The 16,361-nt window shown below is 71.2% G+C and carries 12 protein-coding genes; 5 read left to right on the forward strand and 7 right to left on the reverse strand.

Features of this window, described 5'->3' with window-relative positions; all coding sequences use genetic code 11:
• Positions 1–23 precede the first annotated feature (23 nt).
• Entirely contained in the window at positions 24–2,204 is a 2,181-nt protein-coding gene (locus ACVUH9_RS05625) for a methyl-accepting chemotaxis protein (protein WP_475754772.1), read from the reverse strand.
• A gap of 664 nt (positions 2,205–2,868) precedes the next feature.
• On the opposite strand from ACVUH9_RS05625, the gene ACVUH9_RS05630 reads away from it, so the two are divergent.
• On the forward strand, positions 2,869–3,498 hold the full coding sequence (locus ACVUH9_RS05630; protein ID WP_475755082.1) for a DNA-3-methyladenine glycosylase I: 630 nt from the start codon (positions 2,869–2,871) through the stop codon (positions 3,496–3,498).
• 280 nt (positions 3,499–3,778) lie between these two features.
• Here ACVUH9_RS05630 and ACVUH9_RS05635 read toward each other — a convergent pair whose 3' ends face one another.
• The 6 genes from ACVUH9_RS05635 to ACVUH9_RS05660 all read right to left on the reverse strand — a co-directional run bounded on the left by ACVUH9_RS05635 (position 3,779) and on the right by ACVUH9_RS05660 (position 10,033).
• Entirely contained in the window at positions 3,779–4,651 is an 873-nt protein-coding gene (locus tag ACVUH9_RS05635) for an ABC transporter permease (protein WP_475754774.1), read from the reverse strand.
• Between the two features lie 3 nt (positions 4,652–4,654).
• Positions 4,655–5,518 carry an ABC transporter permease gene (locus ACVUH9_RS05640; RefSeq protein ID WP_475754776.1) on the reverse strand — a complete coding sequence of 288 codons (864 nt, stop codon included), beginning with the start codon at positions 5,516–5,518 and terminating at the stop codon, positions 4,655–4,657.
• Positions 5,519–5,520: 2 nt separating this feature from the next.
• Entirely contained in the window at positions 5,521–6,738 is a 1,218-nt protein-coding gene (locus ACVUH9_RS05645; protein WP_475754778.1) for a polyamine ABC transporter substrate-binding protein, read from the reverse strand.
• 32 nt (positions 6,739–6,770) lie between these two features.
• Positions 6,771–7,949 carry an ABC transporter ATP-binding protein gene (locus ACVUH9_RS05650; RefSeq protein ID WP_475754780.1) on the reverse strand — a complete coding sequence of 393 codons (1,179 nt, stop codon included), beginning with the start codon at positions 7,947–7,949 and terminating at the stop codon, positions 6,771–6,773.
• A 148-nt stretch (positions 7,950–8,097) separates the two neighbouring features.
• Positions 8,098–8,472, reverse strand: a complete 375-nt coding sequence (locus tag ACVUH9_RS05655) for a cupin domain-containing protein (protein WP_475754782.1) — start codon at positions 8,470–8,472, stop codon at positions 8,098–8,100.
• 124 nt (positions 8,473–8,596) lie between these two features.
• The gene (locus ACVUH9_RS05660) at positions 8,597–10,033 is read right to left on the reverse strand and encodes an NAD(P)/FAD-dependent oxidoreductase (RefSeq protein ID WP_475754784.1); all 1,437 of its coding nucleotides are present in this window, start codon (positions 10,031–10,033) and stop codon (positions 8,597–8,599) included.
• A 242-nt stretch (positions 10,034–10,275) separates the two neighbouring features.
• Between ACVUH9_RS05660 and ACVUH9_RS05665 the strand changes: the two genes are divergently transcribed.
• The 4 genes from ACVUH9_RS05665 to ald all read left to right on the forward strand — a co-directional run bounded on the left by ACVUH9_RS05665 (position 10,276) and on the right by ald (position 16,244).
• Positions 10,276–11,913 carry a PucR family transcriptional regulator gene (locus ACVUH9_RS05665; RefSeq protein ID WP_475754786.1) on the forward strand — a complete coding sequence of 546 codons (1,638 nt, stop codon included), beginning with the start codon at positions 10,276–10,278 and terminating at the stop codon, positions 11,911–11,913.
• 192 nt (positions 11,914–12,105) lie between these two features.
• Positions 12,106–13,635 (forward strand): CoA-acylating methylmalonate-semialdehyde dehydrogenase, encoded by a 1,530-nt coding sequence (locus ACVUH9_RS05670; protein ID WP_475754787.1) that lies wholly within the window; start codon positions 12,106–12,108, stop codon positions 13,633–13,635.
• 15 nt (positions 13,636–13,650) lie between these two features.
• Positions 13,651–15,135, forward strand: coding sequence for an aspartate aminotransferase family protein (locus ACVUH9_RS05675; RefSeq protein ID WP_475754789.1), 1,485 nt, complete (start codon positions 13,651–13,653; stop codon positions 15,133–15,135).
• Positions 15,135–16,244 (forward strand): alanine dehydrogenase, encoded by a 1,110-nt coding sequence (gene ald / locus ACVUH9_RS05680; protein WP_475754790.1) that lies wholly within the window; start codon positions 15,135–15,137, stop codon positions 16,242–16,244. The genes ACVUH9_RS05675 and ald overlap by 1 nt, the downstream gene beginning before the upstream one ends.
• Positions 16,245–16,361 lie beyond the last annotated feature (117 nt).

Here is a 16,361-nt window from a genome sequence, read left to right on the forward strand (position 1 = left end):
CCCGATGGCCGTCGCTCAGTCGGTCAGTCGGTCAGTCGGAAGACGCCGACCAACCGCTGGAGCTCGTCGGCGGTGCCGGCCAGCTCCTGCGCCGACGCGGCGATCTCCTGCGTCGAGGCGCTCGTCTGCTCGGTCGAGGCGGAGACCTCCTCGGCCGACGCCGACGACTCCTCGGCGACCGCAGCGACACCGGCGATCTCCTCGGTGGCCCGCCCGGTCTCCACGGAGACGCGGGTCGTCGCGACCGTGATCTCGGCCGCCCGCGCGTTGACCTCGCCGACCGCCTCCTCGATCCGCTCGAACGCGGCCCGCGTCTGCTCGACCGTCGCGACGCCGTCGTTGGCGCGCTCGACGCTCTGCGCGATCACGCCGACCACGCGGCCGGTGTCGCCCTGGATCTCGTCGATCAGCCCGCTGATCTCGCGGGCCGCGTCCTGCGAGCCCTCGGCGAGCTTGCGGACCTCCTCGGCGACGACCGCGAAGCCACGACCCTGCTCACCGGCACGGGCGGCCTCGATCGCCGCGTTCAACGCCAGCAGGTTCGTCTGCTGCGCGATCCCCGTGATCGTGTCGACGATCCCGCCGATCCGCTCCGACTTCGTCGACAGCTCGCCCATCGCCTCGCCGACCTCCTGCGAGGACCCGGCCACCAGCCGCATCGCGTCGGTCGCCTCGTGCGCGGCCTTGACGCCCTCGCCGGCGATCTCCCGCGCGTTGTCGGCGGCCCCGGCCGTCTGCTGCGCGGACGCCTCGCCGCGGGCGGCGGCTTCGGCCGCCTGCTCGACGGCGGCCCGGGTCTGCTCGACCATCTGGACCTGCCGCTCGGCACCGCGAGCGACGTCGCCGGTCGCGGCGGCGATCTCCTCGACCGCCCGCCCGGCCTCGGTCGACGCCGTCGCCATCTGGCCCGACGCCGCCGAGACCGACGCCGCCGACGCGCTCACGCGACCGACGATGTCCCGCAGGTCGACCGACAGCTTGCGGAAGGCGTGGCCGAGCAGGTCGCGCTCGGAGCGCGGCTCGACCTCGACCGTCAGGTCGCCGTCGGCGATCCGCTCGGCCGCCGTGGCCTTCTCCTTCAGGTACTCGACCATCCGCTCGAAGGCCTTGCCCATCCGGCCGATCTCGTCCTCGGTCGTGAGGTCGAGGTGCACGTCGACGTCACCGTCGGCGACCTGCTCGGCGGCCTCGGTCATGGCCGTGATCGGCCGCACGATCTTGCGGGCGAGCAGGATCACCGCGACGCTGATCAGGATCAGCGCCAGCAGGCCCGTCAGCAGCAGGTTCGTGCGGAGGCTGTGGACCGGCCCGAGGACCTCGTCCATCGGGGTCGACGTGAGCAAGCTCCAGTTGCCGTTCGGAATCGGCGACCAGGTCAGCATCACGCGCTCGCCGGAGAACGGATCGTCGGTCTCCGCCTGGCCCCAACGGCCGGCGTAGACGTCCTTCACGACCTGCTTGAGGACCGGGCTGTTCTTGCTCTCGGCGAGCTTGCCGAGCGTGCTCTGGCCGATCAGCTGCTTGCTCGGGGCGGAGACGAACAGCCCCTTGCGGCTGACCATCATCGCGTAGCCGGTCTCGAGCAGCTTGACCTTCGAGACGTCCGCGTCCATCGACGCCAGCGAGCGGTCGACGGTGGTCGCGCCGATGAACTTGCCGTGGCGGATGACCGGCGAGGCGTAGCTCGTCAGCAGGGTCTTGCCGTCGGTGTCGAGGTACGGCTCGATCACCGCGTCACGGCGGGTGTCGCGCGGAATGGTCCAGTACTCGCCGGCCCCGTGGCCTCCACCGGCCACGACCTCGAGCGCCAGCTTGTTGTCACGACGGCTCCAGAACGGGCCGAACTGGCCCTTGCCGTCGCTGCCCGGCTCGCCGCGGTGCTTGCTGTCGGCGCCGTCGAAGGCGTTCGGCGCGAACCCGGCCCAGGCCCCGACGAGCTGCTTGTCGCTCTCGATCGTGTGGCGGACCAGCGCCGTGACCTGCTTGCGGTCACCCCCGGTGTAGCTCTCCATCGTGTTGGCCAACTGCCGCGAGATCGCGACGCTGCGCGAGACCTGCGAGTTGATCGTCATCGACTCGGCATGGCCGGTCCGACTGATCTCGGCGAAGCGGGCCTTCTGCTGCTGGTCAGTGGCCTGGACGATCGCGAGGACCGTCAGCGCACCGATCGCCAACAGGATGGGTGGAAGGAGGAGGACGAGCATCCTCGTCCGCAGCGAACGGAACCGCAAGATCTTCATGGGGGAAACGGGGCTCCAGCGACGGGTGGCCGCGGGTCGGAGACATTCGGGTAGCAGCCCTGGTGATCGGCCGATACGCCGCAATCTGGAGCCGTAGCGACCAACCGTACGGTCGGGGGGGGTGTCGGATCCTCGGTGGTGCGGAGGCCGGGAGAACGCGGCTCGGCGGCCAGTCTGCGGGAGGTTGCGGGACGTGCCCGCGCGGTCGCGCCCCGGTCGGGTCGGGCGCCCCCGCCGTCGGTTGGGCCCGACCGGGTGGCCGGGGTTCGGCGGGGTCGGTCGTGCCCGGGTCGGGTCGGGCACCCCGTCGTGGGCCGAGCCCGACCGAGCGGCCGAAGTTCTGGGGCGTCGGCCGAGCCCCGACCGAGTGGCCGAGGTTCGGCGGCGGGGTGGGGAGCGTCGAGCCGAGGCCGATCTCACATCCTGCCGTCGCGGACCGTCCTCTCGATGGGCGACCATGCTCGAGAGCGGTTCGCGTCGCCCGCCTGTCCCGAGGGACAGACCGGGCTCAGACCCCGGCCGCCTGTCCCGCACCATCGTCCGCGACCGAGAACCGACCCCGGAGCCTCCCCGAACCGTGTCCCCCGAGCAGCGGCCGTCTCCCACCCTCGCGTCCCCGGCGCCCGCGATCGCCGACGGCTCGTCGACCGACGGCGACGGTGCGCCCCAGGCGATCGTCGGCGACGACGGCCTCGGTCGCTGCCCGTGGGCGACCGGCCACCCCCTCAACCGCGTCTACCACGACGGGGAGTGGGGTCTCCCGGTCCACGGCGAGCAAGCGCTGTTCGAGCGGATCTCGCTCGAGGCGTTCCAGGCCGGGCTCAGCTGGCTGACGATCCTGGCCAAGCGCCCCGCGTTCCGCGAGCTGTTCCACGACTTCGCCCCCGAGGCGGTCGCGGCGTTCGGCGACGACGACGTCGAGCGGCTGATGCTCGACCCGCGGATCGTCCGCAACCGGGCCAAGATCCGCGCCGCCCGCACCAACGCTCAGGCGACGATCGCCCTGCGCGACGAGGGCGGGCTCGACGCCCTGATCTGGTCGTACCTGCCGGCCGAGACCCCGCGACCGCTGACGACCGCCGACGTCCCGACCAGCACCCCGGAGTCGCGCACCCTCGCGCGCGACCTCCGCGCCCGGGGCTTCGCCTTCGTCGGGCCGACCACCGCCTACGCCCTGATGGAGGCGATCGGCCTGGTCGACACCCACCTGCTCGGCTGCCACCGCCGCGGCTGCTCGGGCGTCCATCCCGTGGGCTAGGCGCCGCGCGGGGTGCCGCGGAGTTGGCGCGCCCGGCGCGAGCTGATGCGGGTTGGCGTTCCCCGTGAACGCTTTTCTGCCTCCGCCGCCCCCGAACCCGGCGCGAGCGGCGGAGTGATGCGGATTTACTGTCGTATAGGCGGTAAATCCGCATCAGTCGGCCGCCCCGCCCCGAAGCGCCGCCCCGCCCCGGAGCGCCCACCACCCGAAGCGCCCGCACCCGGAGCGCCCCGCCCCGGAGCGCCCACCACCCGAGCGCGCCCACGCCCGCGGGCGCTGCTCAGATCGCCGGGGTGTTCCGCTTCGCGAGGCGCCGCTGGACCAGCACGTTCACGGCCATGAGGCCGAAGACGAGCAACAGCAGCATCGTCGAGAGCACGTTGACCTGCGGCGGCACGCCCTGGCGGGTGGCGCCGAAGATGAACAGCGGGAACGTCTGCGTCTGCCCCGCGTTGAAGCTCGTGATCACGTAGTCGTCGATCGAGAGCGCAAACGCCAGCACCGCCGCGGCGGCCACACCGGGCGCGATCATCGGCAGCGTGATGCGGAAGAACGTCGTCAGCTCCCCCGCCCCCAGATCCCGGGCCGCCTCCTCGATGTGAGGATCCATCCCTTCCAACCGGGATTTGACGGTCACCACGACATACGAGATCGAGAACATCACGTGCGCGAGCAGGATCGTCACGAAGCCGGTCCCGACCCCGAGCACGAGGAACATCGCCAGCAGGGCCGCGCCCATCACGACCTCGGGAGAGGCCATCGGCAGGAACACGAACATGTCGGCGGTTGCGCGACCACGGAAGCGATAGCGGATCAGGGCGATCGCGAGGAAGGTGCCCAGGGCGGTGGCGATGATCGTCGTCAGAACGGCGATCATCAGCGAGTTCTCCAGCGCCTTGGCCAGGTCCGGGTCTGCGAACGGGTGTGCCCAGTGCTTCAGCGTGAACCCGGACCACTGGAAGTTGAAGCGGCCCTGGTTGTCGTTGAACGAGAACACGATCATGAACAGGATCGGCACCAGCAGGAACAGGATCGCCAGCGTCGACCAGACCCCCAACGCGAACGTCCGTCCGCGACCGCTGGGGGCCTTCGGCTTCCGGCGCGGCGCGCCGGAGTCCGCGGGCGGGGTGGTCGGTGTCGTGACAGAGGACATCGCTCAGCCCGCCAGCTCGGTCAGGTTCTTGGTGCCCAGAACGCGTGAGTACAACGCGATGCCCAGCAGGATCACGCCCATCAAGATGAACGAGAGCGCCGCGGCGGTCGGGTAGTCCAGCACGTTGAGGAACTTCGACTGGATCACGTTGCCGATCATCGTCGTATTCGACGACCCCAGGATCGACGCGTTGATGTAGTCACCGCAGGCCGGGATGAAGACCAGCAGCGACCCGGCGAAGATCCCCGGGATCGCCAACGGCAACGTCACCTTCCGAAACGCCGTCGCCCGGCTGCAGTACAGATCGGTGGCGGCCTCCAGCAGCCTCCGGTCCATCCGGTCCAGGGTCGCGAACAGCGGCAGGACCATGAACGGCAGGAAGTTGTAGGCGATCCCGCCGACCACGGCCTTGCCGGTGGCCAGCACGCGGCCGTCGTCGGCGACCAGCCCGATGTCCTTCAGCTGCCCGACGAGCCAGCCGCTGTCGTTGAGGATCAGCTGCCACGACGCCGTGCGCATCACCTGCGAGACGAAGAACGGCAGGATCACCAGCAGCAGCCAGAACGCCTTGAACCGCCCGGCCTTGAAGGCGATGAAGTACGCCAGCGGGAACGCGATCACCAGGTCGATCAGGGTCGCCGCACCGGCGTATCCGATCGACCGCAGGAACTGCGTGTGGTAATCGCGGATCGCGTCGGTGTAGGTCGAGAACGCCCACGTGAACTCGAAGCCGACCTCCGGATCGCCGGTCATCAACGAGACCGACACCTGGTTCAGGATCGGGATCGCGAAGAAGATGATCAGCCACAGCAGACCGGGCAGCGCAAACCACCACGGCATCAGCTGACGACGAAGCTTGAACGACACGATCAGCCCCCCGTGACCTTCGCCATGGCTTCGTACATCTGCTGCTCCTCGCTGCTGGAGTACGACGGGTAGTTGTGGAGGTTGGCGCGGATCTCGTCCGAGGGGAAGATCAGCTCGTTCTTGGCCACCTCCGGTTCGGTCCGCTCGAGGATCGGGCGGATCCCGTCGACCGGACTGATGTAGTTGACGTAGGCACAGAGCTTCGCCGCCACCTCCGGCTCGTAGAGGTAGTTCATCATCACCTCGGCGGCGTACGGATGCTCGACGTGCGCCGGCAGCATCATGTTGTCGGTGAAGATCATCGACCCCTCCTCGGCGTACGTGAACCGGAGGTTGGGGTTGTCCGCCTGGAGCTGGACCATGTCGCCCGCGTAGGCCAACGCCAGCACGACGTTGCCCTTGGTCAGGTCGGTCGCGTAGTCGTTGCCGGTGAAGCGCCGGAACTGGCCCTTCTGGTTCTGCTCGTCAAGCGTCTGGATCGCCCCCAGCTGCTGGTCGAGCGTCGCCTTGGTGGCGTCCTTGCCCTCCATCAGGAGCACGGTGCCGGCGCTGTCGTACGCCTCCGCCAGCATCGTCACCTTGCCCTTCCACTCGGGGTTGAAGAACTCCTTCAGCGACGTCAGCTCGCGCCCGGTCGCCTTGATGTCGTAGCCCAGGCCGACCGCACCCGACTGGTACGGGAGCGTGAACTGGCGCTTCGGGTCGTAGGCGATCGACCGGAGGTTCGGGACCAGGTTCTTCGCGTTGGGGACGTTGCGCGGGTCGAACGGCGTGACGAACCCGCTCCGGACCCACTTCGAGGCCATCGGGTCGGTCAGGACCACGAGGTCGCGCCCGATCGGCACGCCCTGGGTCAGCTGCTGCCGGACCTTGCCGAAGAAGTCGTTGTTGTCGTTGATGTCCTCGAGGTACTTGACCTTGCCGCCGTAGCGCTGGTCGAACTCCTTCAGGAGCGACTTGTCCATGTACAGGGGCCAGTTGGAGAACGTCCAGTTCCCCAGCGGCACCTTCGGGTGGTCGACCGCGTCCGCCTCCTTCGAGAGCTGGGCCACGTTCTGCTGCGCCGTGCCCGCGATCCCGCAGGCGGAGAGGACCGAGGCCATCCCCGTCGCGAAGAGGGCCGCGGTCGCCCCACGGCCGACCAACCGGCGGCGCGACATCCGCTCGCCGAAGATCGTCTCCTCGAGCGCCCGCTCGATCCGTTCGCGATCTTCAGGCATCAGGGTCCCCCGGAGGTACGGTGCCGTCTCGTTCAGGCATGAGCGCTCCCATCGCCGGGCTGCTCGCCTTCGACGATGAAGGTGTGGCGCGGATCCCAGCTCAACAGGACCTCACGACCCGCCCCCAGCGCCTCTTCGAGATCACCGGCATCGTTCTGACAGATCACCGTCAACTCGTCGCCCCCGACCGTCTTGACGATGTACTCCAAGGTCACCCCCATGAACGAGCTGACCATCACCCGCGCGCGCAGCGCGTTGTGCCCGTCCGCCACCGGCTGATCGACCGGCGCGATCCGGACCTTCTCCGGCCGCACCCCGATCCGCACCGGACCCGACGCCAACGCCCCCACCCGATGCGTCAACAGCCGCAGCGAAGCCCCGTCGTGGGTCTCCACCGCGGTCCACTCGCCGTCAACACGGCCGAGCTTGACGTCAACGAGGTTCGACTTGCCCAGGAAGTTCGCCACGAACGCCGTCTCCGGCCGCTCGTAGAGATCGGTCGCGCTGCCGGCCTGCTCGATCCCGCCGCCGTTCATCACGGCGATCGTGTCGGCCAGCGACATCGCCTCCTCCTGATCGTGCGTCACGTGCACGAACGTGATCCCGACCTCCCGCTGAATCCGCTTCAACTCGACCTGGAGCTGCCGCCGCAGACGCAAGTCCAGGGCACCGAGCGGCTCATCCAGCAGCAGCGCCCGCGGCCGGTTGACCAACGCCCGCGCGAGCGCGACCCGCTGCTGCTGACCGCCCGACAGCTGCCCCGGCTTGCGCTCCGCCAGATGGGTCAACTGCACCGACTCCAGCGTCTCGCCAACCCGCTGCCGGACCTCCGCCCGCTTGACGCCCCGCCGCTCGAGACCGAACGCCACGTTCTTGGCGACGGTCAGGTGCGGAAACAGCGCGTAGGACTGGAAGACCGTGTTGACCTCGCGCTTGTGCGGCGCCAGGTCCGTCACGTCCTGCCCGCCCAGCAGCACGCGGCCCTCGGTCGGGACCTCGAAGCCGCCGATCATCCGCAACGTCGTCGTCTTGCCGCACCCCGAAGGGCCCAGCAACGCGTAGAACGCGCCCCGCTCGATCTCCAACGACAGATCACCGATCACGACCTGATCGCCGTACCGCTTGTGCACCCGATCCAAACGGATGTCGCTCTCGCCGCCGGCCTCGGCGTCGGTGGCGTCGATCGGGGCAATTGTGTCGCTGACCGTCATCGGGAACTCCTCCGGCCGCAGGCGGCCTCTTGCTGGACAGGCACTCCGGTAGGACCATGGTCCTCCCAGGTCGGGACGTGTTCGTGCAACGGGCTAGATCTCGTCCGGTCGTTCTGGACGACGAAGCAGGCGGAGCGCTGAGCGGGCATCACTCGTCCTCCGCCGGGACGGTCACCTGGTAGACCTTGCGGAGCGTTTCGCGGACCCGCCAGACGGTCCGATCGCCGGCCCGCAGCACTCCGAGCACGCCGGGCGCCAGCTCCAGGGTCGGCCCGTCGGCGACCTCGACGGTCGCGCGTCCGCTGAGCACCACGAACAGCTCGTCGGCCTCGACGTCGCGGACCACGCCCGGGGTGATCTGCCAGATCCCCCGCTCGATCGTGACGCCGTCGACGGTCGTGCTGTCGAGCGTGACCGCGTGGACCTCGGGACGACCGTCGAGCACGTCCTCGGGCGCGAGCGGCGAGGGCTCCAGCTCCGCGTACGGGACGTCGACGGTGAAGGAGGCGAGGGTGTCGCTCATGCGATGCTCCGGGGGTCGAGATCGCGCACGCCGTACGCGCGGCGGTCGGGATGGAAGGGGGTTTGGGGCCAGGCTAGTTCGGCCGCGAGCCGCCCGGGGAAAGTCCTTGCCAGGGAGCCGTGCATCAGCTGTCGAACCCCAGGCCGAGGCGGTCGAGCGTGCGCAGCCAGAGGCCGCGCCGGCCGCCGTTGCGGTCGGCCGCGGCCAGCCGGTTGCGGGTGATCTGGATCCCGATCGTCCGCAGCGGCTCGGGCGGGAACGGGACCGGCTTGGTCCGCACGTAGCGCAGGCGGGTCGCCTCGGTCTCGCGGCCGTCGACCAGGTCGAGCGCGACGCGGGCTCCGAAGCGGGTCGCGGCGACACCGAGCCCGGTGTAGCCCGCGGCGTAGGCGACGCGACCGCGGTGGGCCGTGCCGAAGAAGACCGAGAAGCGGCTGCAGGTGTCGATCGCCCCGCCCCAGCGGTGGCTGAAGCGGACGCCCTGCAGCTGCGGGAAGGTCAGGAAGAAGTGCTGCGACAGCCGCGCGAAGGTCGCGTCGTGGTCGTCGAGCCGCGCCTCGACCGGGCTCCCGTAGCGGTAGACGGCGTCGTAGCCGCCCCACAGGATCCGGTTGTCCGCGGTCAGCCGGTAGTAGTGGAACTGGTTGGCCATGTCGCCGATGCCCTGGCGGTTGCTCCAGCCGATCGAGGCCAGCTGCTCGTCGCTCAGCGGCTCGGTCACCAGCACGTAGTCGTAGACCGGCACGACGTAGCGGCCGATCTCCTTCAGCAGCGGCGTGAACGCGTTGGTCGCCAGCAGCACGCGGCTCGCGCGCACGCGCGCCTGCGGGCAGACCAGCTCGATCCCGTCCGCGGTCTCGCGGAGCGCGTCGACCTGGGTGTGCTCGTAGATCCGCACGCCGGCCGCCAACGCCGCCCGCCGCAACCCGAGGGCGAGCTTGCCCGGGTGCAGGATCGACGCCCCGGTGCGGTCCCAGACCCCGCCGAGGAAGAGCTCGGAGCCGACCTCCGCGCGGACCCCGGCGGCGTCGAGCACCTCGACCTCGTGCCCGTACCGGCGCAGCAGCTCGGCCTCCTCGTCCAGCTCCGGCAGCGCCTCCGAGTCGAGCGCGACCAGCAGCTCGCCGGTGTGCTCGAGATCGCAGTCGATCCCGAGCCGCTCGACGTCCGCACAGAGACCGGCGTGGTTCTCGAGGCCGAGCCGCTCGAGCGTTGGCAGCTCGTCCTCGAACCGCGAGAGGCCGTTGGCGATCCCGTGGGTCAGCGAGGCGACGCAGAAGCCGCCGTTGCGGCCGCTGGCGCCGAAGCCGCAGGTCTCCCCCTCGATCAGCACGACGTCCCGCGCGGGCGCGTCGGCCTTCGCGTGGATCGCGGCCCAGAGGCCGGTGAAGCCGCCGCCGACGATGCAGAGGTCGGCCGTCGCGTCGCTCCGCAGCGCGGGCTCCGGGGCCGGGATCTCGACGCCGCCGGCCTGCGCGTCGAGCCAGACCGGACGCACCGCCGCGTCCGCGTAGGCGGCGCGATCGGTGGTGGTCGGTAGCGTGCGGGGCCACGGCGTCATCGCGAGCACCGTAGACGGCTCGGCCCGACCCCGAACCAATCTGCGACAGGCCGTCGCCGATCGGAGGTCGCGGGGCGACGACCTGCCGCCCTTCTCACGCCGTTTGGCGACCGAATGGCGTACGCACGCTCGTTGTTGAAACGATTCGATACAGCGCCCACTCTGACAGCTCGTCTAGCCATTCGGGGGGTATCATGGACGCTGTGCCGGCCATCACCGTGCCCGCCAGGCATCATGGCGCGGTGACCGTCACCGGCTCCCCGACCGCCTTGTCCGCTCCCCTCACCGCCCCGGTACCCCGGATCACTGTCGCCCAGGCGCTCGCACTGCCGGTCCTGCGTCGTGGCCTACCGACCGTCGTCGCCGGACGCGAGCACCTCGACCGCCCGATCCGTTGGGTCCACGCGGGCGAGGTCTCCTACATCGCCTCGCAGCTGACCGGCGGCGAGCTGCTGCTGACGACCGGGATGGGGATCGGGCGCCGCGCCCCCGAGCAGCGGCGGTTCGTGGCCGGTCTCGCCGAGCTCGGGCTCGCCGCGTTGGTGATCGAGCTCGGCAGCAGCTTCGCCGAGCTCCCCGAGGCCCTGATCGACGCCGCCGAGCAGCACGGCCTCTGCCTGGTCGCCCTGACCCAGGAGGTGCCGTTCATCTCGGTCACCGAGGCGATCCACAGCGAGATCGTCAACGCCCACTACGCGATGCTCCAGCGCGGCGACGAGGTCCAGCAGCGGCTGACGCAGCTGCTGCTCGACGGCCACGGGATCCCCGAGGTCCTGCGCGCGACCTGCGAGCTGCTGGGTAACCCGATCTTCCTCGAGGACGGCGACGGCCGGCTGCTCTACCACGCGGGATCGGCCGGCGACGGGGTCGACGTGCTCGACGCCTGGAAGGCCTCCAAGAGCGCCAGCGGGCGGGCCCCGTGGCGGGCCGGCCTCGCCGCCCCGGTGCCGCTCGGCGCGCACCAGCAGGCCGGCCGGCTGCTGGCGCTGCCGGTCGCCGGGCCGATGGACGAGATCACGGAGATCGTGCTCCAGCGAGCGGCGGGGATCGTCGCGCTGTCGCTGCTGCGCGCCCGGCAGGAGGAGGAGCTGGTCGCCCGCGAGCGCGGGAACTTCCTCGTCGACCTCGCCGAGGGCCGGATCGCGGGCGGGCACGCCGAGCGGCAGGCTGGGTCGATCGGCTTCCACTCGACGGCCAAGCTGCTGCTGCCGGTCGCCGCCGAGACCAACGCCGCGGCCGGCGTCGCCGCCTGGAGCCTGGTTCTGCGCGACGTCCAGGTCGAGCTGGAGGGCCGCGGCCTCGCCGCGCTCGCCGGTCAGAGCTCCCGCGCCGGGCGCTTGCTGGCCGTCGTCGGCCTGCGTGACGTTGGCCAGCGGGCGACCGTCGCCGAGGCCGTCGCCCGCGCGATCCGTACCGCCGCCGACCGGCGGCTCGGCGACGGCGACGTGGTCGTGGCCGTCGGCGACGCGGTCGCCTGGCGCGACGCCGGACCCGCCCTCCAACTCGCCGGCGAGGCCGCCGCCAGCGCCGCCTCACTCCCGCCCGCCGACTGGCACGACGTGCGCGCCCTGGAGCTCCAGCGGTTGCTCTGGCGGTGGCGCGACGACGTCGAGCTGGCGGCCTTCGTCGAGCGCCGGCTCGGTCCGCTGATCGCGCACGACCGGCGCCGCAAGCACCAGCTGCTGCCGACGCTCGAGGCGCTCTGCGCGAACGGCTGGCGCAAGGCCGAGGCGTCGCGCGCACTGCACCTCAACCGGCAGGCGCTCTACAACCGGCTGGCCCGGATCGAGGAGCTGCTGCAGGTCGACCTCGGCGACCCGGAGCAGACGATGACCCTGCACCTGGCGCTGCGCGCGCTGCCGCACGTACGCGAACGCTGAGGCCCACGCGGGCGCACAGCGAGCGGCCAGCTCCGCCGGACGACGCGGAGCGCGACAAACCGTCTGCTGCCCGCGGCGGAGTCGCGACGGGCTGCTCGCTGATCGCAAGTGGGGCCTCCGTCACGCTTGGAGGGGGCCGGCTCCACGAGCCGGCCGCTGCCTTTCCTGTCGCCCGACCGAAGACCCCACTTCATGCCCGACACGACTCTCGCTTCGACGACCCGCACGCTCTCGCAGTACATCGGTGGGGCGTGGGTACCGTCGACGGCGACCGACGCCCTCGACGACCGCAACCCGGCCACCGGCGAGCTGCTCGCCCGCGTCCCGCTGGGCACCGCGGCCGACGTCGACGCCGCCGTCCAGAGCGCCCGCGCCGCCCAGGTCGCCTGGCGCCGGACCGCCCCCCAGGTCCGCGCCCGCGCCCTCTACAAGCTGCGCGAGCTGCTCGACCAGCACCGCGACGAGCTCGCCGCGATCGTCACCCGCGACATGGGCAAGACGCTCGACGACGCACTGGCCGAGGTCGGCCGCGGGATCGAGTCGGTCGAGGCCGCGATGGGCGCCCCGCACAAGCTCAAGGGCCAGACCCTCGAGGGGATCGGCACCGGCGTCGACGTCGAGCTGCACCGTCAGCCGGTCGGCGTCGTCGCCGCGATCACGCCGTTCAACTTCCCGGCGATGATCCCGATGTGGTTCCTGCCCTACGCGCTGGCGACCGGCAACGCCGTGATCCTCAAGCCGTCCGAGCAGGATCCGCTCACGTCCGAGCGCTACATCGAGCTGATCAGCGAGATCGAGGGGATCCCGAGCGGCCTGGTCAACCTCGTCCACGGCGCCCACGACGCCGTCAACGCGATCCTCGAGCACCCGGGGATCGACGCGATCTCGTTCGTCGGCTCGGCCGCGACCGCCCGCTACGTGGCGACCAAGGCGACCGAGACCGGCAAGCGCGTCCAGGCGCTCGGCGGCGCCAAGAACTCGATGATCGTGATGCCCGACGCCGACCCGGCGCTGCTGGCCGGCGGCGTCGCCGGCTCCGCCTTCGGGGCCGCCGGTCAGCGCTGCATGGCCGGCTCGGTCGCCGTGCTCGTCGGCAGCCGCGAGCAGCAGGACCACTCGCTGCAGCTGATCGTCGACGCCGCCTCCAAGCTGACCACCGGCCCCGGCGACGACGCCGCGACCGACATCTGCCCGGTCGTCACCTCCGACGCCCGCACCCGCCTGGTCGGCGAGATCGACCAGGCCGAGAAGGACGGCATCACCGTCGTCCTCGACGGCCGCAAGGCCGACGCCGGTGCCGGCAACGCCAACCTCGGCGCGACGATCCTCGACGACGTCCCGACCGACCACCGCGTCGCCGTCGAAGAGCTGTTCGGCCCGGTCCTCGCCGTCGTCCGCGTCGCCGACCTCGACGCCGCGCTCGAGTTCACCAACGCCAGCCGCTACGGCAACTCGACGATCCTCTTCACCGAGTCCGGCGGCGCCGCCCGCGAGCTGCGCTACTCGGCCGAGGCCGGGATGCTCGGGATCAACGTCGGCGTGGCCGCCCCGATCGCCTGGATGCCCTTCGGGGGCTGGAAGGACTCGATCGACGGCGACCTGCACGCCAACGGCGACGACGCGTTCGCGTTCTACACCCGTCAGAAGGTCGTGACCACCCGCTGGGCGGGCACCTCGGCCGGTACCACCAGCGCCGCCCCGACCGGTGGCATGCGCTTCTAGCGCGGAGACATCCCGATGCTCAACGACACCACCACCGCCACCACCGCGGCCCAGCACGACGAGCTCCAGCGTTCCGCGCGCGAGCACCTGCTGCTGCACTTCACCAAGCAGGCCGCGGCCTACGGCGCCAGCGCGCCGGAGCCGGTCGACGGCGCGGCCGACCTGCTCGTGCTCGAGCGTGGCGAGGGCCCCTACGTCTTCGACACCCAGGGCAAGCGCTACATCGACGCGCTGTCGAGTCTGTTCTGCTCGCAGATCGGGTACTCGTACGGCGAGGAGATGACCGCCGCGATCGGACAGCAGCTGTCGACGCTGGCCTTCAACACCAACTGGAACACGGCCCACCCGGCCGCGATCCAGCTGGCCAAGGCCCTGGCCGAGCGCGCGCCCGGCGACCTCAACCACGTCTTCTTCACCAACGGCGGCTCCGAGGCCGTCGAGTCGATGTGGAAGATGGCCCGCGAGTACTTCACCGCGATCGGCCAGCCGCAGCGGACGAAGGCGATCGCCCGCAAGAACGCGTACCACGGCGTCACCCTCGGGGCCCTCTCCTTCACCGGCGTTCCCGGCTTCAAGGACGGCTTCGGGACCCCGCCGGTCGACGTCACGCACGTCTCGAACACGAACAGCTTCCGGGCCGAGGGCGGCGACGACCTCGAGGCCTTCTCCGCCCGCCTGCTGCAGGAGGTCCGCGACACGATCGCCGAGCTCGGCGCCGAGAACGTCGCCGTGATCATCGCCGAGCCGGTCCAGAACGCCGGAGGCTGCCTGACGCCGCCGCCCGGCTACTGGAAGGGCCTGCGCGAGATCGCCGACGAGCACGGGATCCTGCTCGTCGCCGACTCCGTCATCTGCGGCTTCGGCCGGATGGGCAACTGGCTCGGGATCGAGCAGGAGGACGTCGTCCCGGACATGGTCACGACGGCCAAGGGCATCACCTCGGCCTACGTCCCCGGCGGCGCGGTCTTCGTCAACGACAAGGTCGCCGAGGGCCTGTTCTCCTCCGCCACCCCGCTGCGCCACGGGATCACCTTCGGCGGCCACCCCGTGATGGCCGCGGTCGCGCTCAAGAACATCGAGATCTTCGAGCGCGACGGCGTGCTCGAGAACGTCCGCGCGCTGTCCCCGCACCTGCAGGCGCGGATGGAGACCCTGAGCGAGCTGCCGATCGTCGGCGACGTCCGCGGCAAGGGCTTCTTCTGGGCCGTCGAGCTCGTCAAGGACGCGTCCGACAGCACGTTCGACCTCGACGAGCGCAACGACCTGCTGCGCGGGTTCCTGCCGGGCGCGCTCCGCGACGCCGGGATCATCGCCCGCGCCGACGACCGGGGCGACTCGGTCCTGCAGATCGCGCCGCCGCTGACCGCCGACCAGGCCGTGCTCGACGAGATCGTCGACACCCTGCGCGCCGTCCTGACCGCCGCCGGCGCCCACATGGGCCTCGCCGGCGCGGACACCACCCTTTCCACCACCCCCGAATCCCCCATGGAGACCATCTGATGCGCGTTGGCGTCGTAACCGAGATCAAGCCGGCCGAGCAGCGGGTCGCGCTGACCCCCGCCGGTACCCTCGAACTGACCAACGGTGGTCACGAGGTCCTCGTCCAGGCCGGTGCCGGTGTCGGCTCCGGATTCGCCGATGCCGCCTACGTCGGCGCCGGCGCGCGGATCGTCCCCGAGGCCGCCGCCGTCTGGGGCGAGAGCGAGCTGCTGCTGAAGGTCAAGGAGCCGATCGCCTCCGAGTACCCGCTGCTGAACGGCGACGCGGCCCTCTTCACCTACCTGCACCTGGCCGCCGACCTGCCGCTGACCGAGGCCCTGATGGCCTCGGGCACGAACGCGATCGCCTACGAGACGGTCACGGGCGGCACCGCCTCCCGCCCGACCCTCCCGCTGCTCGCTCCGATGAGCGAGGTCGCGGGTCGCCTGGCCGCCCAGGCCGGCGCCTACTTCCTGCAGGCCCCGCTCGGCGGCCGTGGCGTCCTGATCGGCGGCGTCCCGGGCGTCGCCCCGGCCCGCGTCGTCGTGATCGGCGGCGGTGTCGTCGGCACCAACGCCGCCCGCGTCGCGGTCGGCATGGGCGCCGAGGTCACGATCCTCGAGCGCAGCATCGCCCGCCTGACCGAGCTGGAGCTGCTGTTCGACGGCCGCGTCCGCGTCCTGATGAGCGACGCCCTGACGCTCCGCGAGGAGATCGCCCACGCCGACGTCGTGATCGGTGCCGTGCTGGTCGCCGGTGCCGCCGCGCCGAAGCTGATCAGCCGCGCGATGCTCTCCGACATGCGCAAGAACGCCGTGATCGTCGACGTGGCGATCGACCAGGGCGGGTGCGCCGAGACCTCGACGCCCACCACCCACGGCGACCCGACCTACGTCGTCGACGACGTCCTGCACTACTGCGTCGCCAACATGCCCGGCGCGGTGCCGGCCACGTCGACGCGGGCCCTGACCAACGCGACGCTCCCCTACGTCCGCGCGTTCGCGGACAAGGGCATCGACGCCGCCCTCGAGGCCGACGCCGGCCTCGCCAACGGCGTCAACGTCCGTGACGGCAAGATCCTGATCCCGGCCGTGCAGGAAGCCCTCGACGCCGGCCGCGCGGCGGCCTGAGTCCCCGCTTCGGCCGGACCCGTCCTTCGGGGCGGTCCGGCCGAGCTCCGCGGGCGGCGGTCGTCGCCCGCGGGTCGGTACATCGGCCTGGCGCTGGCACCTGTCGCCCCGGTGTCC

This window comes from Patulibacter ginsengiterrae (genome assembly GCF_056269115.1).